This window comes from Cellvibrio japonicus Ueda107 (genome assembly GCF_000019225.1).
Taxonomy (GTDB): Bacteria; Pseudomonadota; Gammaproteobacteria; order Pseudomonadales; family Cellvibrionaceae; genus Cellvibrio; species Cellvibrio japonicus.
The window spans coordinates 2,195,428-2,218,341 of sequence record NC_010995.1 but is presented as its reverse complement, the minus strand read 5'-3'; the positions used below and the strand labels follow the sequence as shown (position 1 = coordinate 2,218,341).

General features: G+C 51.0%; 17 protein-coding genes. 14 read left to right on the top strand and 3 right to left on the bottom strand.

Annotated elements, in window-relative coordinates; genetic code table 11:
- Positions 1-2 precede the first annotated feature (2 nt).
- Positions 3-3,656 (top strand): ATP-binding protein, encoded by a 3,654-nt coding sequence (locus CJA_RS09270; protein WP_012487519.1) that lies wholly within the window; start codon positions 3-5, stop codon positions 3,654-3,656.
- A gap of 22 nt (positions 3,657-3,678) precedes the next feature.
- On the opposite strand, the gene CJA_RS09265 is transcribed toward CJA_RS09270, so the two are convergent.
- The gene (locus CJA_RS09265) at positions 3,679-4,362 is read right to left on the bottom strand and encodes a response regulator (protein ID WP_012487518.1); all 684 of its coding nucleotides are present in this window, start codon (positions 4,360-4,362) and stop codon (positions 3,679-3,681) included.
- Between the two features lie 125 nt (positions 4,363-4,487).
- On the opposite strand from CJA_RS09265, the gene CJA_RS09260 reads away from it, so the two are divergent.
- The 13 genes from CJA_RS09260 (at position 4,488) to CJA_RS09200 (ending at position 19,582) form a co-directional block, all read left to right on the top strand.
- The gene (locus tag CJA_RS09260) at positions 4,488-5,339 is read left to right on the top strand and encodes an ATP-binding protein (protein WP_012487517.1); all 852 of its coding nucleotides are present in this window, start codon (positions 4,488-4,490) and stop codon (positions 5,337-5,339) included.
- 37 nt (positions 5,340-5,376) lie between these two features.
- Positions 5,377-7,554 carry a 5-histidylcysteine sulfoxide synthase gene (ovoA, locus tag CJA_RS09255; protein WP_148208841.1) on the top strand — a complete coding sequence of 726 codons (2,178 nt, stop codon included), beginning with the start codon at positions 5,377-5,379 and terminating at the stop codon, positions 7,552-7,554.
- 162 nt (positions 7,555-7,716) lie between these two features.
- Positions 7,717-11,349, top strand: coding sequence for a PAS domain S-box protein (locus tag CJA_RS09250; RefSeq protein WP_041552187.1), 3,633 nt, complete (start codon positions 7,717-7,719; stop codon positions 11,347-11,349).
- Entirely contained in the window at positions 11,349-12,347 is a 999-nt protein-coding gene (locus tag CJA_RS09245) for a response regulator (RefSeq protein WP_012487514.1), read from the top strand. The genes CJA_RS09250 and CJA_RS09245 overlap by 1 nt, the downstream gene beginning before the upstream one ends.
- A gap of 58 nt (positions 12,348-12,405) precedes the next feature.
- Complete coding sequence (locus CJA_RS09240; RefSeq protein ID WP_012487513.1) at positions 12,406-13,578, top strand: MalY/PatB family protein; 1,173 nt, start codon at positions 12,406-12,408, stop codon at positions 13,576-13,578.
- A 185-nt stretch (positions 13,579-13,763) separates the two neighbouring features.
- The gene (locus CJA_RS09235) at positions 13,764-14,444 is read left to right on the top strand and encodes a hypothetical protein (RefSeq protein ID WP_012487512.1); all 681 of its coding nucleotides are present in this window, start codon (positions 13,764-13,766) and stop codon (positions 14,442-14,444) included.
- Between the two features lie 132 nt (positions 14,445-14,576).
- The gene (gene rimO / locus CJA_RS09230) at positions 14,577-15,908 is read left to right on the top strand and encodes a 30S ribosomal protein S12 methylthiotransferase RimO (protein WP_041551395.1); all 1,332 of its coding nucleotides are present in this window, start codon (positions 14,577-14,579) and stop codon (positions 15,906-15,908) included.
- A gap of 63 nt (positions 15,909-15,971) precedes the next feature.
- Positions 15,972-16,256, top strand: coding sequence for a GNAT family N-acetyltransferase (locus CJA_RS09225; protein ID WP_012487510.1), 285 nt, complete (start codon positions 15,972-15,974; stop codon positions 16,254-16,256).
- Positions 16,234-16,755 (top strand): pilin, encoded by a 522-nt coding sequence (locus tag CJA_RS09220; RefSeq protein WP_012487509.1) that lies wholly within the window; start codon positions 16,234-16,236, stop codon positions 16,753-16,755. The genes CJA_RS09225 and CJA_RS09220 overlap by 23 nt, the downstream gene beginning before the upstream one ends.
- A gap of 29 nt (positions 16,756-16,784) precedes the next feature.
- Entirely contained in the window at positions 16,785-17,120 is a 336-nt protein-coding gene (locus CJA_RS09215) for a glutaredoxin family protein (RefSeq protein WP_041551389.1), read from the top strand.
- A 7-nt stretch (positions 17,121-17,127) separates the two neighbouring features.
- Entirely contained in the window at positions 17,128-17,526 is a 399-nt protein-coding gene (locus tag CJA_RS09210) for an OsmC family protein (RefSeq protein WP_012487507.1), read from the top strand.
- 65 nt (positions 17,527-17,591) lie between these two features.
- A complete protein-coding gene (locus CJA_RS09205) occupies positions 17,592-18,455 on the top strand; it encodes a pirin family protein (RefSeq protein WP_012487506.1) in 864 nt (287 codons plus the stop codon).
- A 56-nt stretch (positions 18,456-18,511) separates the two neighbouring features.
- On the top strand, positions 18,512-19,582 hold the full coding sequence (locus CJA_RS09200; protein ID WP_012487505.1) for a calcium/sodium antiporter: 1,071 nt from the start codon (positions 18,512-18,514) through the stop codon (positions 19,580-19,582).
- 62 nt (positions 19,583-19,644) lie between these two features.
- On the opposite strand, the gene pgm is transcribed toward CJA_RS09200, so the two are convergent.
- Positions 19,645-21,285, bottom strand: a complete 1,641-nt coding sequence (gene pgm, locus CJA_RS09195; protein ID WP_012487504.1) for a phosphoglucomutase (alpha-D-glucose-1,6-bisphosphate-dependent) — start codon at positions 21,283-21,285, stop codon at positions 19,645-19,647.
- A gap of 162 nt (positions 21,286-21,447) precedes the next feature.
- The gene (gene glgA / locus CJA_RS09190; protein WP_012487503.1) at positions 21,448-22,893 is read right to left on the bottom strand and encodes a glycogen synthase GlgA; all 1,446 of its coding nucleotides are present in this window, start codon (positions 22,891-22,893) and stop codon (positions 21,448-21,450) included.
- Positions 22,894-22,914 lie beyond the last annotated feature (21 nt).

The following is a 22,914-nucleotide window of genomic DNA, read 5'->3' as shown; positions in this document are numbered from 1 at the left end:
TTATGTACCTGAAGAAATTTATTTACGTTAACTGGGGTAATGTACCTAATACCGAATTTGAATTCGGCCCCATCAATCTGTTTTCCGGCGGTAATGGCTCAGGCAAGACCACCGCGGCAGATGCCATACAAACGATTATGACGGCTGCCCATGACAATCTGTTCCACTTTAATCCTGGGCAAGATGAATCGAGTCAACGCGGCCGTGGCGGAAAACTGGTACGAACCCTGGCATCCTATGTATTGGGATGTGATGATGGTGCCTATGCGCGCCCCCAGGGGTGTGATGGTTACCTCGCCGCTGTGTTCTATCCAACCCAGGGTGAAAGCGCTGAACCTTTTACGGCACTGATTGCCATGCGCGCTTTTCTGGAAACAACCGGGCAGGGGAGCGCTTTGCAAAAGGTGGCGCGCCTGGAGGACAGTGAATTCTATATTCTGCCGGATGTTGTGCTTGGCTTAAAAGATCTCCTCAAGGAAGAAAAAACACACAAGTATGTGATGCCCCTGGATAAACTCTATGCCAGCCTGCGCCGCCAATATGGCCAGCAGCAGGTGGAAAAATACGATAAGAAAAAGTCTTATCTCTGTCGTCTCTACGGTATTTTACGCGGCAAAAAAGATGCCATATCAGAGCGCGAAGCCATGAGTGCGGCGCGCGCTTTTTCCCGCTTTATGGCCTATAAGCCAATCAAGGGCATTGACGAATTTGTTGCGAATGAAATCCTGGAATACCGCGACCTGGGTGAAGCTATTCGCACTGTTTCCACCATGCTTAAACGTATTCACACGATGGAGACTGATGCGCGCCAGTTGCGTCAGGGCATAGAGCGGATGGCACAAGGTAAAAACCTGGCCGATCAGTTTATTGCCGGTTGGCTGGAACAGCAGGTATTGCAATACTCCCTGGCCAAACGTCGTTTTGATGATTCCCAGCGCTTGTATCTGGATGCCAAACATAAACAACAATTGTTGCGTGAAACGGCGAATACCCAACAACAAGCGCTGTCCGCCTGCGAGGCCCAGCGCGATGAAATCCATCAATTAATCCTGGCAGCCACAGCACGTCGTTTGGGTGTTCCGGCACTGCGCGATAAAGACCAGTTAGAGCAGGAAAAACAAACCCAGGAAAAATTCCTGCAAACCCAAATACCGGAGCTGCGTCGCCAGCACCAGCAAGCACAAACCAATCAGGATGCTGCAGGCCAGTTAGCCCAGGCTTTGCGTCAAACATCCATCAGCCTCGATGTGCCCGGTTTAAAAGAGGCCGGTTTATCAATAATTGCAAAGACACTGGAAACAGAATGCACCCTGCCGGATTTACACCAGTTATTAAACCGCGACTGGCTGGATAACAATCCGTTAGATCAGCACCTGGATGCAATTCTGACATTACAAAAGCACCAAAACCATTTTGTGGCCAGTCTGTTCCAGATTGACAGTAATGCTGGCACCATTCGTCTTAACCTGCGCGATCAATTGGCGCAAGAGCGCGACAAACGCAAGCAGCAGGCCGAGCGCCTGCAGAAATCCATGGAGCAAAAGCGCCGTGATATCCAGTCCCTGGAAGCGCGCCAGGTGAGCTATCCCGGATTTGTGCGGGCAGCACTGGAGGCAATTGGCGCACAATGTCCCAAAGCCGATGCCAGGGTCCTCTGCGATTATGTAGAAGTCACAGCGCCAGAGTGGCAGGCTGCAATTGAGGGTTATCTGGGGGCTGCGCGTTTTGGCATTATTGTGGAGTCGGAATACGAAGCAGAAGCGATTGCACTGGTGCGCGGTTTGAGTGGGCAAGGGCAGCGCGCGCGGATTATCCAGGGCGATAAAGCCCGTCTTGACCTGGAGAAACTCACGGACAACGGGCGTGAATCCATTATCGAGGTGATGCGTTTTGCCCATGCAACAGCCGAAGCCTATGTCAAAGCCAGCTATGGCAATGTACAGCGGGTAGAAACTGCCAGGGACCTGAAAAATACGCGCCGTGGAATAACGCGTGATGCCATGGGGTCGGGTAACTACGCTATGTTCCGTTGCGATATGGCAGAGGGCGATCTGGTGTTTGGCCAGGGCGCGCGCGAACGCGCTCTGGAGGCAAAACGCCAGGAATTCCACAATCTGGTTAGCGAATGGCAGTCAGCGCAGGCTCATGCAGAGGAGTGCCAATCGCTATTATTTGCCATCGATCAATTAAAAGTCCTTGCTTATGCCGAGATCCTGCAAACCATGGTGACGGCACAGCATAAAATCCAGGCGCTGGATGCCAAGCTGCAACAATTGGATTTGGCAGATACCCAGGCGCTGGAGCAGGAACTGGCGGACTTGCAGGCGCGCTTGCAGCAACAACAGTTGCGCTATCAGCAATTAAACAATACCCATATTGATTGCCGTGCTGAGTTAAAGCTGGCAGATAACCAATGCCAGAAATTGGACACTGAGCAGAACAAGACCCTGCAAGTTGTCGATGCCTGTGAATCCAATCTGCAAGGTTTGGTTGCGCTCTGGCCGGATTTTGATGCTGAGGCTCGCTTGCACGTGGCTGATGAAGCTGTTGGCCAGCATAGCCTTGGTTATTTTGAGAGTCAGCTTGCAGGTGTGAATACCGAATTAAAAACACTCCTGCATCGCCTGCAGCAGGCTGTTATGCAGCACAACCAGTTTTGTGGCAATGTAGACACAATTTTGTTTGATGTCGATTATAACGATGATCTGGGCTCACAAAACTTTACGGTTATTTGTGATATCCGTCGCCAGTTTGATGCGCTCTACAATCGCGACAAGAATCATATCCTGGCTCAGCGCCACCAGGAGATCGAGTCCCTGCGCCAGAGTTTTAACAATGCGTTTGTAACCAACCTTTGCCATTCCATTTATCAGGCTATCAATGACGGCAAGAAAATTCTGGAAGACCTTAACCGTGAACTGGAGCATCATCGTTTTGGTGCCGATCGCGAACGCTTCCGCTTTGCTTGGGAATGGGTGCCTGAATTCAGGGATTATTGGCAGTTCTTTAAAGCGGTGATTGATAGCCCTAGCCTGGAGCAGGGCGAAAACCTGTTTAACCTTGCCCTGGATGAGAAGCACCAAAAAGTGCGCGAGCGGCTGATGGCGATGCTGCTGGATGAAGATGAACAAAAAGCCCTGCGCGAATTAATGCGTATTGCCGATTACCGCAATTATCGTCGCTATGAAATTTATAAAGAGCCGGAGGGAAAATCACCTATTCCGCTCAGCCAGTATGGCACTGGCTCTGGCGGGCAGTTGGAAACCCCCGCTTATATTATTCGTAGCGCAGCTATTACCTCGGCATTTCGGTTTAATGAAGGGAACAGCCACTTGCGTATGGTTTTGGTGGATGAGGCTTTCTCGAAAATGGATGAGCATCGCTCGCGCGAGGTGATTAACTATTTAACAGAAAGCCTGGGCTTGCAGCTGCTATTTATTATGCCCAGCAGCAAGTCCGGTCCGTTTATGGATTTGATTTCCAACCAGTTTGTCTTCAGCAAATGCCCAACCGCGGAACCGGTGGGTGAATTGAAGAGCCGGGTCATGCTGGATCGCCAGGTCTGTGACCAGGAAAAAATTGCCCTGTTAATGGCCAACCATCGCCGGACTATTCGCCAACAGGCAGCGCTGGATTTTATGGCGGAAGTGGAATAGCCAATGTGCAATCATCCTGGGATTATGCCGTTGGAGTTGCGCTGATGGATGGAAAGAACCGGGCGATTTTCTTGATTAACACCTCTGGTTCGATAGGTTTAACGATGTAATCATCCACGCCTTCTTCAATGGCATTGCGAATCTGTTTGGCATCGGATACGGATGTCACCAGCATAAAAACAGCGGCCATATAGCGCTCAGCAGCGCGCATGGCATTATGTACATCAAGGCCGGATTTGGTGGGCATATTCCAATCGCAAAGCACCAGATTATAAGTCGGGTAAGCATCGTACATGGCACTGATGGCTTTTAAGCCGCTGTGAACCCGGTCAATTTGTTTAATACCGACCGCCTGTAAATAAGTACAAACCAATTCACAGATCAGCTCATCATCATCGACTAATAAGACACGGATTTCTTTTGGCTGGAGGTTTTGCCGGCGGGATAGCGCGGCCTGCCGGATAGGGGAGGTGGCAGGGGTGGAGATATAGTGTGCGATATTCTCGGTATTATTGGTGTTGGGGGTTAGCTCTACGGGATTTTGCAGGGCATTGATTTTTTCCAAAATACCATCGATGACCTGTATATTTTTTTCATAGGCAGGCTTATTGGTCAGTTGATCCTGGCTACCCAGGCTTTTATTGAACCAATCCCGTTTTTGTTTCAGGGTTTGGGTGATAACCTGCCATTCCTGTTTGCTAAACATAAATAACCTTAAACTTGTGGTACGGGAAAACTTCTTTCAATATAGCCCAGTCTTGTCATCAGACCAGCCATTTTGTGCCCCCAATATGACTGTGGGCGTTACCCGTTTTAAAGTGAGGAGCAAGTGTGACACAACTGGACCAATTCCTGAGCCGCCTGGAGCTGCTGATTGATCGTGTAGAGGCCGTACTCCCCCCCAGGTCACCGGAGATCGACTGGCGTGCCAGTGCCTTCCGGTGGCGCCCACAGGCAAATGGACGGGGCTTTCTGCAGGCGGTGCGTAACCCCCATAGGGTGGCGCTTGAATCACTGAAAAATATTGAAACCCAGAAGCAGGCCATTGTGCGTAATACAGCACAATTTATGGCGGGGCGATCTGCCAATAACGTGCTCTTAACAGGGGCCAGGGGGACGGGTAAATCCACCTTGATCAAGGCCGCTTGGGGAGCTTTCGCCGACCAGGAACTCAAGATTATCGAGGTGGACAAAACCGACCTGCTGCATTTGGCCGATATTGTTGATTTGGTCGGTGAACGCTCCGAAAAATTCATTATTTTTTGCGACGATTTATCGTTCGAGGACGGGGAGATCAGCTATAAAGCCCTAAAGTCTGTATTGGATGGCTCTATTTCTGCGCCGACGGCCAATATGCTCTTCTATGCCACCAGTAATCGCCGCCACCTGATTCCGCAAAATATGCGTGAAAACCTGGATGTTAGTTATGAAGATGGCGAGTTGCGCCCCAGTGACAGCATTGAGGAAAAGGTGTCTCTCTCCGAGCGCTTTGGGCTTTGGCTCAGCTTTTATCCTTTCAGTCAGGACGATTACCTCGCAGCCGCCCACTATTGGGTGACAAGCCTGGGTGGGCAGTGGAGTGAACAGGCCGAAACAGCGGCCCTGCTGTGGCACAGGACTCGCGGTGCCCGCAGCGGCCGTGTTGCCTGGCAATTTGCCAGGGATTTTGTGGGGCGGGAGTGATATCGCTATTTTCCAGTTTTATGTTGATCGGGAGTTCATGATGCATACGGGACATTCCACGCTGCGCCAAACCACTGAATCCACCCCATTGAGTGCCACAAACCTGTTAACCCGCTCCCCCCTGTTTTCCAGGACACCAAACCTGCGTGATGGTGATGAAGCCAGCTTGCGCCTTGCCCTGCGCCATTATTTCCTGGATACCTTTACGACCTACGAGTCCCTGTTTGAGTGCCTTGCCAATGATCAGGCGTTTTACACCAAGCCGATCACTCTGCGTCACCCACTGATTTTTTACTATGGCCACACCGCGACGTTTTTCGTTAACAAACTATTGCTTGCCCGTATGATCAACCGGCGTATCAACCAGCGTTTTGAATCCCTGTTTGCGGTGGGGGTAGATGAAATGAGTTGGGACGACCTCAATGATGCCAATTACCAATGGCCAACACCGGCAGAAGTAAAAGCCTATCGTGATCAGGTGCGCAACCTGGTACTGGATTTAATCGACAAGGCGCCATTACATCTGCCCGTGGATTGGCACAATCCCTGGTGGACTGTCATCATGGGCATAGAGCATGAGCGCATCCACCTGGAAACCTCCTCGGTGCTGATCCGCCAGCACAAACTGGAATTTGTGAAAAGCTCGCCTGGCTGGCAACCCAATCGCATAACCGGCGCTGCACCAAACAATGTGCTGGTAAACGTGAGTGCGGGACAGGTGTGTTTAGCTAAAGATAAAACGGATCCCTATTATGGATGGGATAATGAATACGGATTGCATGAGGCCGTTGTTGCCGCATTTGACGCCGCAAAATACCTGGTCAGTAACCAGGAGTTTTTGCAGTTTGTTGAAGCTGGTGGCTATTTGAACGCCTATCATTGGGAAGAAGAAGGTAAAGGCTGGTTAGCTTATAGCAGAGCCCAACATCCCACTTTCTGGGTGAAAAAAAACCATGGTTGGTATTTACGTTTAATGACCGAAGAAGTTTCCATGCCTTGGGATTGGCCTGTGGAGGTGAACTACCACGAAGCCAAGGCTTTTTGTAATTGGAAGAAATCTGCAACCGGTTTGCCAGTGCGTTTACCCACAGAAGATGAATGGTATCGTCTCTATGAAAGCGCAGGCTTACAGGATCCCAACGACCAGCAGAGCCAGGCTAATATCCACCTGGATCATGGAGCATCCTCCTGTCCGGTAAACCATTTTGCCCATGGTGAGTTTTTTGATGTGGTGGGCAATGCCTGGCAATGGACCGAAACACCAATCTATCCCTTTGACGGTTTTGAGGTCCATGCTATTTACGATGATTTCACCACGCCTACCTTTGATGGGCGCCATAACCTTATTAAGGGCGGTTCCTGGATTTCCTGTGGCAACGAAAGCCTGCACACTTCGCGCTACGCATTTCGTCGCCACTTTTTCCAACATGCAGGATTCCGCTATGTCGTCTCCGGAGAAATAAAACCCGTGCCCAGTTCCCATTATGAAACGGATAAACTCATGTCGGAGTACGCCGAATTCCACTACGGTGATGAGTATTTCGGTGTGCCGAATTTTTCCAAATCACTCGTTGATCTGGCGTTAAACGCTTTAATTGACAAACCCAAGCGCAGAGCGCTGGATCTGGGCTGTGCATCTGGTCGCGCCACATTTGAATTGGCTCAGTATTTTGAGCAAGTTACCGGCGTGGATTTCTCTGCACGTTTTATTGGTCAAGGTGTACAACTCGCCAACGGCGAAAGCCTGCGTTATACCTTGGCTGACGAAGGCGAGCTTGTCTCCTATAAATCCCGTTCACTCGCAGATTTGGGCCTGGTCGATGTCAAAGACAAGGTTGAATTCTTCCAGGGCGATGCCTGCAATTTAAAACCTGTGTTCAGCGGTTATGATTTCATCCTTGCTGCCAATCTGATTGACCGCTTGTACAATCCGGCCAAATTCCTGGGCAGTATTCACGAGCGTATCAACACGGGCGGAATACTCATGCTGGCATCGCCTTACACCTGGCTCACTGATCACACCCCACGCGAGGATTGGCTTGGCGGCTTTAAAAAGGATGGTGAAAGCTTCACGACACTGGATGGCTTGCACGCGCACCTCGGCCAACATTTCCGCCTGATCAGCGGCCCTTGTGAAGTACCATTTATCATCCGTGAAACCAAACGCAAGTTTCAACATACACTTTCGGAAGTGACCGTTTGGGAAAAGTTATAAGCATTCCTGCGATGGCAAGTAAATTGCAGCGTGTGCTTGCCATAATATTGTTCGCATAAATGGGGTGGCTCAACTAGACTTTGTGCTGCAAGGCAGTTGAGTATCAAGGATTGTAAATACCATTCGTTATTTCCTTTCCCTTTAATAAACCCCATTTATTCGATGTTAGATATTTTTATTACCCATCCTGATCCTGCCATGCTGCTCAAGGGGACTTATAACCCTTGGCTGGTTTGCCTTTCTATCCTCATTGCCATTGGTTCTTCCTATATCGGGTTGCAGATTGCTGCCATGGCACATCGAGCCCCCAGGGGATTACATGCCCAGGTTGCATTGCTCACCGGTTCCCTGGCCATGGGAGGCGGCATCTGGTCCATGCACTTTATCGGGATGCTTGCCTTTCGCATTGGTAACCATGTGCATTACGACCCTCTGGTGACCTTTCTGTCGATGGTTCCCTCTGTACTGGCATCCTGGGTTGCATTGCAGATGCTATCCCACGATCAGATCAGTCGGCGCCAGTTGTGGGTTGGGGGCATATTGGTGGGGGCGGGTATTGGCACCATGCATTATTCCGGCATGGCCGCTATGCACATGAGCGCCAGCCTGAAATATGATCCCTGGTGGTTTGCCGCATCGATTCTGGTTGCTGCCCTGTTAGCGATACTGGCGCTGTGGATTCGCTTTGGCTTGAGTGGCAACAATCAATTAGGCCCCGTACAAAAAAGCCTATTAGCCAGTAGCGTCATGGGATTGGCGATTGCGGGCATGCATTATACCGGTATGGGGGCCGCCCGTTTTATGGGGGAGCCAGGTGGTCACCTGGTGGAATCAAGTGAGAACCATGGTTTGCTCGCCATTATTATCAGTGCGACCACCCTGGCACTGAGTATGCTGGCCTTGGCCGGTAATTTGGTGCTCCGCTATCGCCAGCTCTATAACCAGTTACTCAATAGTGAATCGCGTTTGCGAGCCATCGTGGATACTGCCGTCGATGGAATAATTACTATCGACAGCCAGGGCAAGATCCTGGCAATGAATAATGCTGCCGAGCAACTCTTTGGTTGGACCCCGGCAGAAATTGAACAGCGTAATATCAAGATGTTAATGCCGGAACCTTATCACTCCGAGCATGACTCCTATCTTCACAATTACGCCAAGACAGGTAATGCGCGAATCATCGGAACCGGTCGGGAAGTGGTAGCCCTGCATAAAGACGGCAGGCAAATTCCTGTGCGTCTTGCTGTCGGTAAAGCAGAGTTACCAGGGCAGACGCTGTTTGTTGGTTTTGTCAGCGATATTAGTGTCCGTAAATCCATGGAGCGGGAATTGCGCACGCGTGAGCAGCAATACCGTACCCTGATCAGCAATATTCCCGGCATCGCATTTCGCTCCCATCTGGTGGCGCCCTGGAATATGATTTTTATCAGCGATGCGGTACAGCGGGTCACTGGCTGGCCTGCCAGCGACTTTATGTCCGGGCATGTCACTATGGGGGATTTATTACATCCCGATGATGTGGCGCGTATCAATGCGCAAGTAACGGATGCCTTGTCGCGCAAGCGTTCCTATACCTGTGAATATCGGGTCATCCATCGCGATGGCAGCGAGCATTGGGTCTCGGAAACGGCTAGCGGCGTTTACGATGAGACCGGCACCCCAATATGGATTGACGGGGTGATTATGGATATCACTGAATCCAAGCGTCGCGCCCATGAGTTTGAAGGGGTTGTTGAGGCTATTGGCAGGGCATCGGCTGTGGCTGAGTTTGATATGGATGGGACCATTATTGGTGTTAACGAAAATTTCCTGAAACTGACGGGGTATCACAAAAACGAATTACTGGGGCGTCACCATCGCATACTCTGCATGCCGGAAGAGGCCGCCAGCGAAGACTATCAACAATTTTGGCAAGATTTGAACCGGGGAATTTTTCGGAGTGGTGAGTTTTGCTATATCGATTGCAATGAAAACCCAATCTGGGTTCAGGCTATTTATACACCTATTTTTGATGTGGATGGAAAACCCTGGAAGATTTTCACGATTGCCAGTGACCTCTCTGAGCGCAAAGCGATGGAGCAGGATTTGGTCGCCGCCAAAGAGCGCGCCGAGCAGGCTTCTATCGCCAAGGGCATGTTCCTCGCCAACATGAGCCATGAAATCCGCACGCCCATGAATGCCATTATTGGTTTTACCGAGTTGCTGCTCGATTCTGCATTGGACCCTGTTCAGTTAAAGCACATGCAAACTGTACGTCAATCAGCGCGCTCGCTCTTGGGATTGCTGAATGACATTCTTGATACGGCAAAACTGGAGCGCGGTGCCCTGGAACTGGACATGCATGTTTTCTCGTTAAAACAGCTATGCCAGCAAATTATGGCCGAACTGCAAATACAGGCTGATAAAAAGGGGCTTGGCCTGCATCTGGATTATGTGCACACCACGCCGGATCAAGTGCTTGGTGACGAACTGCGCATACGCCAGGTTTTGGTCAACCTGTTGGGCAATGCCATCAAATTTACCTTAACCGGTGAGGTGCGCTTAAGCGTAGATGTTCTGGGCGAGGGTGTACGTATGCAAGTACAGGATACTGGTATAGGTATTGCTGTCGAGCGTATTGAACATATTTTTACCCCTTTTACCCAGGCGGATGCATCCATGGCACGCCGTTTTGGCGGCACAGGTTTGGGAACTACTATTGCACGCCAATTGACCGAACTCATGGGAGGGAAAATTAGTGTAACGAGTGTTGAAGGGCAAGGTAGTTGTTTTGTTGTGTGGCTGCCGCTGGAAGCGGCTGCAGGTAGCAGCTTGAAAATCCACACCAGAACAACAGCGCTGCCACCATTAAAAATTCTAATCGCTGATGATGTGCCACAAAATATTGAGGTACTGGAGTTAACATTAACCCGTGATGGCCATCAGGTGAAAAGTGTGGATAACGGCTTGTCGGCATGGGCTATGTTTCAGGCAGAAGTGTTTGACATTATTTTGATGGATATACAAATGCCGGAGGTTGATGGTCTACAGGCCACCAAAATTATCCGCGAGTGGGAGCGGCTACAGCAGCGTCAGTTAACCCCGATTATTGCGCTGACTGCCAGCGTGTTACCCAAGGACCGCCTGGAAGCGGATATGGCAGGAATGAGTGGTTTCGCCTCCAAACCTATTGATAAGGCCGAACTCTATACAGAAATTGCCCGCTGCCTTGGATTACAGGCAGGTACACGCAATAACCGCCCTGAACAGCAACCGCTTAATCTTCCTGTTATTGACTTGCCGGCTGCGCTTGCACGCTGGGGAAACAGCGACAAGTTATACAAAGCCATTGATCAATTCTGTCGGGATGTGAGTAGTGATCCACTTCAGGCGGGTGCAGACAATTTGCAACAGCAGGTACATCGTTTAAGGGGGGCGGCGGCCAACCTTGGTTTGGCACAGGTTGCATATATTTTGCAAAATATTGAACAACACCAACCGTCCGGTAATGCACAATTCTCATTGTTGGCACACGCTATCACTCAGGTCATTCATCAACTCGACAATCTGTTACCGACGGAAGCTGCAGACACTGCAGGAGAGCCATCTATTCCACTTAGCCTGCTCCTTCGCCTGGCGTATGCCTGTCAACACTCCAGTATTGATGAGGAAGGCCTACGCCAGCTTCAAGGCCTTTTGCCCAGTCAATGGTTTGCACAATTGGAAAGTGCTATCGATCAGTTTGATTTTGATAGCGCCGCTGCATTGCTGGCGGATTGGATAAATAATGCCCCCTGGGTTACGCGAGACGCATAATGACTCCACACCGCGATAGTCGCCCCAAATTATTGATCGTCGATGACGAGCCATTGAATTTGCAGGTGTTGCGCCAGATATTGCAACAAGACTACCAATTGATCTTCGCCCGCGATGGCGAAAAAGCAATTGCCTTGGCACAGTCAGAGCAGCCCCAACTGATCCTGCTCGATATTATGATGCCTGGTATTACGGGCCTGGAAACCTGCAGCAGATTGAAGCAGCATCCACTGACGCAGGCAATTCCCGTGATTTTTATTACGGCCCTGGCGGATGACCGGGATGAGACAGAAGGTTTCGCTGCAGGTTGTGTGGATTACATTACTAAACCCGTCAGCGCTCCGATTGTTTTGGCACGCGTAAAGGCACAATTATCGCTGGTCAGTGCAGAAATCTTGCGTGAAACCCGCTTGCAAGTTATCCATCGATTGGGCCGTGCAGCAGAATACAAGGATAACGAAACCGGATTACATGTCATTCGCATGAGCCATTTCGCGCGGGAAATAGCGCTGGCTGCCGGTATGGGGATCGCGGATGCTGAAGAGTTATTTAATGCCGCACCTATGCATGATGTCGGCAAAATGGGTATACCTGATGCCATTTTGCAAAAACCTGGCAAGTTAACGCCGGAAGAGTGGGACATTATGAAGCAGCACGCGCGTATCGGTGCAGAAATTATTGGTGAAGACTCCTCCAGTTTGCTGCAAATGGCTCGCCGTATTGCCCTGTACCACCATGAAAAATGGGATGGCAGCGGTTATCCGCAGGGCCTGGCTGGTGAGGCGATTCCCATGGAAGCGCGTATTGTCGCCCTGGCAGATGTATTTGATGCGCTCACCAGTAAACGGCCTTATAAAGAGCCCTGGAGCATAGAGTCTACGGTAGCTTACATCAAAGCTGAGTCTGCCAGGCACTTTGACCCGGAGTTGGTTGATTGTTTTATAAAAGCGCTGCCTAACATGCTGGAAATTCGCAGTCAATTTCTGGAACCGGAATAACAGGCCGCTGAATGATTTTTGAGATGGCCTCTCGTTAAACGATAGATTTGAGACCTATATGCCGTTTGATTTTGATCTACCTATAACAAGGGAAAACACCCACTCGGTAAAATTTGATGGCCGACAACAGTACTTTGGCACAGCAGGTGTAACGCCCTTGTGGGTGGCCGATATGGATTTCGCCGTGCCTGAATGTATTACCCGTGCATTGGCAAACAGAATTGAACACCCGGTATTTGGTTATAGCCTTTATCCTGAAAGCCTCTACGACGCCATGATTGATTGGTTTGCCCGTCGCCATCAGTGGGTAATTGAGCGCGAGTGGATTGTCATGGCGCCGGGTGTCGTGCCTTCGCTGTTTGCCGCCGTGCAGGCGTTTACCAATCCCGGTGAGGGTGTAATCGTTCAATCACCCGTGTATTTTCCTTTTTTCTCTGCGGTAACAACGCATCAAAGACGCCTGCTGAATAATCCATTGCGCGAAAACCAGGGACGCTATGAAATGGATTTTGACCACCTTGAGCAGTGTGCGCAGCAGGGCGCGGGCTTGTTGATGTTATGCACGCCACACAACCCGGTAGGGCGAGTCTGGTCCGTTGATGAACTAATGCGGATTTTGGATATTGCCCGGCGATATAACCTGACCATCCTGTCCGATGATATTCACTGCGACCTGGTTTATCCGGGATATACCCAAACCATGTTGGGGCGGCTGGCCCAGGCGGGAGATAAAATAGTAACGACATTGGCTCCGAACAAGTCATTTAATATTCCCGGCCTGGGATTATCGGCACTGGTCATTCCCGATCCCCGGCAGCGCCAGGCCATGAAGCATGTGTTTGAGTCCCTGCATATCAGCAATACCAACCCATTGAGTATTGTTGCCTTTGAGGCAGCCTATCGCGGTGGCGCGGCCTGGTTAGAGGCGTTAATGGATTATCTAGCCGAAACCTGCCGAATGGTGGCTAATTTTCTTGCGCGCGAGATTCCGCAAATTCGTATGCAGGTGCCGGAGGCAACCTATTTACTCTGGCTTGATTGTCGGCAGTTGGCTATGAACGACAACCAATTGCGTGATTTTTTTATCCATGAGTGCAAATTGGGTTTAAGCCCTGGCATTGTGTTTGGTGAAGGGGGAAGCGGCTTTATGCGCATGAATATAGGTACAACCCGCGCCCATATTTATGATGCCCTGGTGGCCATCAGGGATGGCATCGCTCGCTTACCCTGATGCAATTGGCTTCTAAAAAAATAATATGAAAATACATGACCATTAGCACATTTTTCTGCAGAAAGTGCGAAATTCATCGGTGTCTATGAATAGTGCCAGCTACACTTTGCGGAAATGATATAGATGACAGCCAAAGCGATAGATGGCTTTGGGGTTCAGCGAGTCGACATTGAGGTTGTTGAGTAATGAAAGAGAGATATAAATCCACCCGACTGGGTGATTTATTAGTGGAGCAAGGAGCGATAACCTCGTTGCAATTGCGCCAGGCCATACAGCTCCAGCAGCGACGCCGCTCAGAACAACCCCGGGAGCCGCAATCGCAAGAGCTGGGACAAATCCTGGTGGAGCTGGGTTTTATCGATCGCAGCCAACTAAAGTCCAGTTTGAATTGGCAACGCCGCCTGCGCAAAACAACGGCCGTTATGGTGTTTATTGCGCCTTTGTTTACGGCCGCCTGCGGCGGTGGGGGCGGGGGCTCCAGCCCGGCACCGACACAACAAAAAAGCAGCCAGAGCTCGCTGGTGGTTTCCTCAACGTCCAATTCACCGTCGTCAGCACCTTCATCCTCCAGTCTCTCCTCCTCATCTTCCTCTGTGTTTGGCCGCTATGTGGATGGCCCTGTTGAGCTTTATTGGACTACCCCAACCGAGCGGGAAAATGGCGATGCACTGGATGTGACCGAAATTGGTGGTTACGAGCTGCGCTACAAACGCGAGGGCGAGAGTGAATATACCGTTATTACCATAGACGACGGCTATGCCGATGCCTATTACCTGGATTTCCTCAAGGGGCAGTACCTGTTTGAGATAGCTACCTACGATATCCATGGGTTATACAGCAGTTTTGTACCGATTAACCCATCATGAGTCCTTGTACCTCCGGCCTGCCAACCTGGTCACCAGCCTAAAAATTAGTCGATTACTGTATTTGGAAAATGCAAAATTGCGGTTAAACGCCTACAATGGCGTCCCTTTTTGACCACCTCTGGCTGTAACCCTATGAAATCCAGCTCCACCTCCAACCCCACCATTGGCTTTGTTAGCCTGGGTTGCCCGAAAAACCTGGTGGATTCCGAGCGAATCCTCACCCAGCTGCGCATGGAGGGCTACAACATAGTCCCCAGCTATAACGATGCCGATATGGTGATTGTAAACACCTGTGGTTTTATCGATAGCGCAGTGCAGGAATCCCTGGGTGCCATTGGTGAGGCGCTCAATGAAAATGGCAAGGTGTTGGTTACTGGCTGCCTCGGTGCCAAAAAAGACGAGATCATCCAGGTTCACCCCAATGTATTGGGCATCACCGGTGCACACGCCTATGAGGAAGTCCTGGCCCAGGTACACGAGCATTTACCGCCCAGCCAGACCCATAACCCCTTTACCGATCTGGTGCCTCCCCAGGGGATTAAACTGACTCCACGTCACTACGCCTACCTGAAGATTTCCGAAGGCTGTAACCATTCGTGCAGTTTCTGCATTATTCCCGACATGCGTGGCAAGCTGGTGAGTCGCCCGATTGGCCAGGTAATGGGCGAGGCCGAGCGCCTGGTAAAAGCCGGGGTAAAAGAGCTGTTGGTGATTTCCCAGGACACGTCTGCGTATGGTGTCGATATCAAACACCGCACCGATTTTTGGGATGGCCGTCCACTGAAAACCGATATGTACCAGCTGGCAGCTGCCTTGGGGGAACTCGGCGTTTGGGTACGCCTGCATTATGTTTACCCTTATCCGCACGTAGATAACGTGATTCCGCTGATGGCCCAGGGCAAGGTATTGCCTTATCTGGATATTCCATTCCAACATGCCAGTCCCACACTGCTGCGTAAGATGCGCCGCCCGGGCCAGGTTGAGAAAACCCTGGAACGCATCAAAAACTGGCGTGAACAGGTGCCTAACCTGACATTGCGCTCTACCTTTATTGTGGGCTTTCCCGGCGAAACCGAGGCAGATTTTGAAGAGTTACTGGGCTTCCTTGAGGAGGCGCAACTGGATCGTGTCGGTTGCTTCCAATATTCACCGGTAGAAGGGGCAAAGGCGAATGAGTTGCCCGACCCGGTTCTCGATGAAATCAAGCAGGCGCGCTATGATCGTTTTATGCAGTTGCAGCAGAGGATTTCGACCGAGCGGCTCAAGCAAAAAGTGGGTCAAACCCTGCCGGTATTAATCGATGAGGTTGACGATGAAGGTGCCATTGGCCGCAGTTATGCGGATGCCCCGGAAATTGACGGTTGTGTTTATCTCAATGGCGACATCCAGGTAAAGCCCGGTGATATCGTCAATGTACAGATCGAGCATTCCGATGAGTATGACCTCTGGGGAACACGCGTTTAACTTGCCCGTGTTCAGACCAGATCACAAAAATCCCTCGCTTGCGCAGGCAAGTGGGGGATTTTTTTGTACACTTCAGAACAGGCAAGTCATTGGGTAACGATAATGGAGTTTCAGGTAGAGCATCAGGTAAGTGCGGGGCGGTTTGTCATTCGACATCCACAAGGTGATGCCGTCCTGGCTTATCGGCTTGGGGATAAACAGGTCGACTTTTATAGTACCTATGTCCCGCCGGCCCTGCGTGGCAAGGGTATGGCAGAAAAACTGGTGCGCACCGGGCTGCACTGGGCAAGGGAGCATCATTTAGTGATTCAGGCGAGCTGCTGGTATGTGGAAAAATTTTTGCGCTAATCCCCCGGGACTCCTAACCCACAGGATGCGGCGAGGGTTTACCTTGATAGAGATGATGGTGGTATTAGCCATTATTGCCATAGTGGCGCTTATGGCAATGCCATCACCCGATCCAACCCTGACGCGCAAGCAGGTCAGTGAGTCGCTGGAATTGATCGAGGATTATAAGGGCCTGGTTGCGTTTTACCATAAAACCACCCTTAAGTTCTTATCTGACAACCAGGAGGCCGGTATTCCCGAAGCCGATAAGCTTTTGGGGAATTATGTCGACCGTATCGAGTTGGAAAAAGGGGCATTCCACTTGCATTTCGGCAACAAAGCCCACCCCAACCTGAAAGAGAAATGGCTCAGTGTCAGGCCTGTTGTCGTTAAGGATTCACCGCAAAGTCCCATGTCCTGGATTTGCGGCAACTCTGCCGTACCGGAAGGAATGCAGGCAATTGGGGATAATAAAACCAACATCGATATTAAAGATTTGCCGTTGAGTTGCCGTATCTGAGCAGCATTGATAAACAACAGGGAAACAGGATGAAAAAATATCTATTTTTGCTGGTCGCACTGGGTGTGTTTTTGAATTGGCATAAAATCCGCGATGAATTCGCTCCACCACCGGATTTTTCTGCGGCGCATGAGGAGGGCGTTGTGCTCTATGCAACAACCTGGTGTGGTTACTGCGCAAAAACCCGCGAGTTTTTTAAAAAACACAATATTGCTTATGTGGAATACGATATTGAAAAATCTACCGAAGGGCGCGCCCAATATGATCAATTGCGCGGCAGCGGTATTCCCCTGGTGATGATCGACGGTGAAGTCCTGCGCGGTTATAACCCCAGCAAAATGAAACAACTACTTAATATCCAGTGAGCTGCCTATGATCCAACTACAAAAAGCTACCGATGGTAAATACCGCCAGCAGATCAGTATTCGAACCCATCATATTTATGCTGACGTCAGCCAAGCCCTGGGGGGCGAGGACTCTGCCCCCAGCCCCCATGATTTGTTTGATACATCGCTGATGTCTTGTACCGCAATTACCCTGACCATGTTCGCCCAGCGTCGCGGGATGCCGCTGGAGAGCATTAATGTCCAGCTCACACGCGACGATAGCCAGGAAAAACAAGGCGATTATGGTTTGTCGATGGCGCTGGATTTTGTCGGCCCATTAACTGACGAGCAGCGCCAGCAGTTGTTTGCGATTGTAGAGAAGTGCCCGATCCACAAACTCATGTCTCACGGACGCATCCAGATACGGACACAACTCAAAGGCTAAGGTTTTCAATTACCAATTTTCCAAAACCCATTTGCCAATCAATCTATCGAATACGCGGAGAAATTATGCGGTTAATTATTGAGCCCCGTGTGCAGCAAATCGGTTTTGAAGTGAGACGGCTGTTACCCTCCCGTCACCAACAGCGGGTGGGGCCGTTTATTTTTTTCGATCATATGGGGCCAGCAAGGTTTAAGCCCGACACAACTGAAGGTGATGTGCGCCAACATCCGCATATCGGTTTAGCCACAGTGACCTACCTGTTTTCCGGAGCCATGGTGCATCGCGATAGCCTGGGGGTAGAGCAAGTAATTGAGCCTGGCGCTATTAATTTAATGACTGCAGGTTCCGGTATCGTACATTCAGAGCGTATTCCCGATAGCGTTCGTCGCAGTGGCGCACCGGTTGAAGGCATACAAACCTGGCTGGCGCTCCCCACAGTGCAGGAAGACTGCGAGCCGGAGTTTGCCCACTATGATGCCAGTGATATTCCCCGTGTAGAGGGGGATGGTTACTGTGCCCACATCCTGATTGGAACTGCCTTGGGTAAAACGTCACCGGTGACCAGTGCAAGCCCAACAACCTACGTGGATTTACAACTGGATGCAGGTTCCAGCCTGTCATTAGATATTCCCGGTCATGAGCTGGCGGTGTATGTCTGTGAAGGGGAGTTGGCGATTGCCAAGGGTGATTCACAGGATCCGGTGTGTACTTATCAATTGGCCCTGCTGGAGCCAGGCGATCGACTGATAGCTATATCCGATGTTCGCTTGATGGTTGCAGGGGGTGAACCCATTACCGATGAGCGTTTTATTTTCTGGAATTTTGTTGCCAGCAGCAAAGAAAAACTTCATGCTGCCAGCGCTCGCTGGGATGCAGGGGAATTTACCCTGGTGCCCGGTGAAACCGACAGGATCCCACTGCCGCGTTGATGCGTCTGCGGGCATTACTTAAACATAATAGTCATTAAGCGTATCTGGTTACTTCTATGGTTTGGTTGTTTTTAATAATTGGATTGGTTCTACTGGTATATGGCGCAGATCTGTTGATCAAAGGTGCAGCGCGTTTGGCCGCTAACTTTGGGGTTCCGTCACTGGTGATTGGCCTGACAGTTGTCGCGTTCGGCACCAGTGCCCCGGAATTGGCCGTCAGTGTTAAATCGGCCTATTCGGGACAGGCGGAGCTGGCTATTGCTAATGTTGTCGGCAGTAATATTTTTAACGTATTGGTTATTCTCGGACTGGCCGCAATTATTTCTCCGCTGCTTATTTCCAGGCAGTTGATTCGCCAGGATGTCCCCATTATGGTGGGGGTTTCTATTGTTGCGGTGGTGATGACACTGGACGGTGATATCAAGCGCTGGGAAGCTGTCATTCTCGTGGCAGGGTTGGTGGCCTATACCTGGTTTTTGTTTTACCAGGGCAAACAACAAGGCCAGGATGTCTCTGATAGCGAAGTAGAGGAAATGCTCAAGGAAAAAATTCCGGCATGGCAAAACCTGTTATTAGTAGCCGGGGGCTTGGTGATGCTGGTACTTGGCGCGCGCTGGCTGGTACAGAGTGCGGTTGAGCTGGCAATGGCCTGGGGTGTTAATGAAGCTGTGATTGGTTTAACCATTGTTGCTGCAGGCACATCCCTGCCAGAAGTGGTTGCTTCGATTGTGGCTACACTGCGCGGCGAACGTGATATTGCGGTGGGAAATGTGGTGGGTAGCAACATTTTCAACATCCTCTGTGTGCTGGGCGTATCAGGCCTTATCTCTCCCTCCCCCTTGCTTGCAGGGCAACAACTTGCCACCCTGGATATACCTGTTATGTTGGCTGTTGCGGTGTTATGTGTCCCCTTATTTTTCGTCGGGGGTATCCTTAACCGGATTGAAGGGGTTATGTTCCTGGTGTTGTATGTTGCTTATGTATGGATTCTGGTTGCTATGGCCCTGTCTCTTGATTATCTGGCACAACTGCAGGAAGTCGTACTCTACGGATTGATTCCATTGGTTGTGCTCTACGTCATAGTGACGTTAATGGGTGACTGGAATAGGCGCAGGACAGCACACTAAGTGTTGTCACTGGACCTAAAAAAACCGCTGTAAATCAGCGGTTTTTTTAGGTCTGTCGATAATCAGGCAATTGCCTTATCCACAATGGTTTGCGCTTCGGAAATCAACTGCTGCAAATGGTCTTTGCCTTTAAAGCTTTCGGCATAGATTTTATAAATTTCCTCGGTACCGGAAGGGCGTGCGGCAAACCAGCCACTGCCAGTAACCACCTTAATACCGCCCAGGGGGGCATTATTCGCTGGCGCATGGGTGATGATTTGTTCAATAGCATCACCGGCCAGCTCGGTAGAGGTAATTTGCGCGGCAGATAATTTTGCCAGGGCTTTTTTCTGTTCGCTGTTGGCCGGGGCTTCAACGCGGGCTTCTGCTGCATGGCCAAACTCATCGGCCAGGGCTTTGTAGCACTCGCCGGGGTCGCGACCGGTTTTGGCTTTGATCTCTGCAGAAAGCAAAGCCGGGATAATGCCGTCTTTATCGGTTGTCCAGACACTGCCATCAATACGCAGGAAGGAAGCACCCGCACTTTCCTCACCGCCAAAGCCCAGGCTGCCATCGTATAAACCGGGAGCAAACCATTTAAAGCCGACGGGCACTTCATGCAAACGTCGACCGAGTTTTTGTGCCACCTTGTCAATCATGGCACTGCTCACCAGGGTTTTGCCGACAGCAGTATTCACGCCCCACTGTGGACGATGCTGGAACAGGAATTCAATGGCCACCGCCAAATAGTGGTTGGGCGGTAAAAGGCCGCAACTGGGGGCGACTATGCCATGGCGGTCATGGTCGGTATCACAGGCAAAGGCGACATCGTATTCGTGGCGACGCGCGACCATGCCTTGCATGGTGTAAGCCGATGAGGGGTCCATGCGAATCTTGCCGTCCCAATCAGCGGTCATAAAGGCGAAGGTTTTATCGACACTGGTGTTGAGCACTTTCAGATTCAGTTGGTACATGTCTGCAATTGCCTGCCAGTAGTGAATACCGGCACCACCGAGCGGATCGGCTCCCATGTGGATATTAGCGCCGCGAATAGCATCCATATCAATCACTTTATACAGGTCGCTTACGTAGGCCTGGACATAATCGTGATGATGGGTTGTTGAGGCTTTCACCGCCTGCAAATAATTCATGCGTTTGACATCGCGCAATTGGTTTTGCAGCAATTCATTAGCACGTGCCTGTATCCAATTGGTGATGTCACTATCGGCGGGGCCACCGTTGGTCGGGTTGTATTTAAAACCGCCGTTATCGGGAGGGTTGTGCGACGGGGTAATCACGATACCGTCCGACAGGCCTGTGGCCCGTCCCTTGTTGTAAGTCAGAATGGCGTGGGAAATTGCCGGGGTCGGTGTGTAGTCACCGCCCTTGGCAAGCATGATATTGACACCGTTAGCCGCGAGCACTTCCACCGCACTGATTTGCGCTGGCTCAGACAGGGCATGGGTATCGATACCGATAAACAGGGGGCCGTTGATGCCTTCTTTGCTGCGGTAGTCACAGATTGCCTGGGTAATGGCCAGGACGTGGTTTTCGTTGAAGCTGGTATTCAGCGAAGAGCCCCGGTGGCCAGAGGTTCCGAAGCTGACGCGCTGCTCGGGAATGCTTACGTCAGGTTTGTTGTTGTAATAGGCACTTTCCAGTTGGGGGAGATCCACCAACATATCCAGTGGCAGTAACTTTCCAGCATAGGGGCTGATGGGCATAGCGAACTCCTGGCGATAATTCCGTATAGATCCGGTGAGTTGTTGTTATAAATAAACAACCGCTGGCCTTGGAGCGCCGTTCACAGGAGCATTTGGCCAGCGGTTGCGAGAGTTGTTTTGGTCGCGCTTATAGTCTAACAAGCCTGTAAAAACCTGGCGATCTCAAGAGCATAGATTTGCGTAGATCGCCTCATAGGCTTTTGCGCTTTGCTCCCAGGATGAGTCACGGTTCATCGCATTAATCTGTAACTGTTTCCAGGTGGCGGGCTGACGATAGGCATCCAGTGCCCTCAGGATAGCGGCGTGCAGGTCCAGGGCATCCGGGGAGTGGAACACAAAGCCATTGGCATCTTCACCGGGATTATCCAGTGGACGCTCCTGCACCGTATCTTTCAGGCCGCCAACCGCATGGACAACAGGCAATGTGCCATAGCGCAGGCTGTACATCTGGTTAAGGCCGCAGGGCTCAAAAATCGAGGGCATGAGGAAAATATCGCATCCCGCTTCAATCTGGTGGGCCAAGCCTTCGTCATAGCCAATCGTGACAGACACCCGATCAGGATATTGCCGGGCTACTTCACGCAGGCGCTGCTCATAGTGGGGGAAGCCGCTGCCGAGGACAACCAACTGGCAATCCTGCTCCAGCAGTAAAGGCAGTTGGTTAAGGATGAGGTCAATACCTTTTTGGTCGACCAGGCGGCCAATGAATCCCAGTAGGGGCACATCGGCGTTAAGCGCCAGCCCCAGCGTTTCCTGTAGCGCCAGTTTGTTTTTGGTTTTGTTACCCAGGGTGCGGCGGTTGTAAGTCGCTGCGAGGTGTTTGTCTTTTCCGGGATTCCATTCATCGGTATCAATACCATTCAAAATACCGCTCAGTGATTCCTGGCGATAGCGGATCAAACCATCGAGTCCATAGCCGTGTTCGGGCAACTGGATCTCTTGTGCATAGCTGGGGCTGACCGTGGTAATAAAATCCGCAAAGGCCAAACCGCCTTTCATGAACGACATTTGCCCATAAAACTCCAGGCGCTCGTGGTGCCAAAAGGCCGGGGGCAGGTTGAGCTCACCAAATGCCTGGTAGGAAAAAAGCCCGCGATAGGCAAGGTTGTGAATGGTAAACAGGGTGGCCGGCCGCTCCGGGTGCAGGGAGAGCAGGGCGGGAATCAACCCTGTCTGCCAATCATTGCAATGGACGATGTCCGGTTGCCAGTTGAGTCCTGCCTGGTTAAGGGCAATGGCTTCAGCAGCACGGGCAAACCAGTAAAAACGGAGGTGATTGTCGTACCAATCATTACCATCGGCCCCACAATAGGGATTGCCGGCGCGCGCCGAGAATTCCGGTATATCGACCAGCCAGACGGTCACCCGCGTTCCCGGCAGGCGAGTTTGGTGCAGGGTTAGGTTGATGTCATCCAGGCTAATCTCGCCCAGGGTTTTAAGTCCTTGACTGGCCGCCTTGGCTAATAAGGACTCATAGGCCGGCAGCAGGATGCGGACATCATGACCCAGTTTGAGCAGGGCCCTGGGCAGGCTCGCGGCAACATCGGCAAGGCCACCCGTCTTAATAAGTGGATAGGCTTCACTGGTCGCAAATAAGATCGAATGCATGGCTAATCCCTACTATTGACT

What these genes read in the sequence shown, in the direction of transcription:
- CJA_RS09270 (WP_012487519.1), top strand. Translation starts at nt 3, where the DNA reads ATGTACCTGAAGAAATTTATTTACGTTAACTGGGGTAATGTACCTAAT.
- CJA_RS09265 (WP_012487518.1), bottom strand. Translation starts at nt 4,362, where the DNA reads ATGTTTAGCAAACAGGAATGGCAGGTTATCACCCAAACCCTGAAACAA.
- ovoA (WP_148208841.1), top strand. Translation starts at nt 5,377, where the DNA reads ATGATGCATACGGGACATTCCACGCTGCGCCAAACCACTGAATCCACC.
- CJA_RS09250 (WP_041552187.1), top strand. Translation starts at nt 7,717, where the DNA reads ATGTTAGATATTTTTATTACCCATCCTGATCCTGCCATGCTGCTCAAG.
- CJA_RS09245 (WP_012487514.1), top strand. Translation starts at nt 11,349, where the DNA reads ATGACTCCACACCGCGATAGTCGCCCCAAATTATTGATCGTCGATGAC.
- CJA_RS09240 (WP_012487513.1), top strand. Translation starts at nt 12,406, where the DNA reads ATGCCGTTTGATTTTGATCTACCTATAACAAGGGAAAACACCCACTCG.
- CJA_RS09235 (WP_012487512.1), top strand. Translation starts at nt 13,764, where the DNA reads ATGAAAGAGAGATATAAATCCACCCGACTGGGTGATTTATTAGTGGAG.
- rimO (WP_041551395.1), top strand. Translation starts at nt 14,577, where the DNA reads ATGAAATCCAGCTCCACCTCCAACCCCACCATTGGCTTTGTTAGCCTG.
- CJA_RS09220 (WP_012487509.1), top strand. Translation starts at nt 16,234, where the DNA reads ATGTGGAAAAATTTTTGCGCTAATCCCCCGGGACTCCTAACCCACAGG.
- CJA_RS09215 (WP_041551389.1), top strand. Translation starts at nt 16,785, where the DNA reads ATGAAAAAATATCTATTTTTGCTGGTCGCACTGGGTGTGTTTTTGAAT.
- CJA_RS09210 (WP_012487507.1), top strand. Translation starts at nt 17,128, where the DNA reads ATGATCCAACTACAAAAAGCTACCGATGGTAAATACCGCCAGCAGATC.
- CJA_RS09205 (WP_012487506.1), top strand. Translation starts at nt 17,592, where the DNA reads ATGCGGTTAATTATTGAGCCCCGTGTGCAGCAAATCGGTTTTGAAGTG.
- CJA_RS09200 (WP_012487505.1), top strand. Translation starts at nt 18,512, where the DNA reads ATGGTTTGGTTGTTTTTAATAATTGGATTGGTTCTACTGGTATATGGC.
- pgm (WP_012487504.1), bottom strand. Translation starts at nt 21,285, where the DNA reads ATGCCCATCAGCCCCTATGCTGGAAAGTTACTGCCACTGGATATGTTG.
- glgA (WP_012487503.1), bottom strand. Translation starts at nt 22,893, where the DNA reads ATGCATTCGATCTTATTTGCGACCAGTGAAGCCTATCCACTTATTAAG.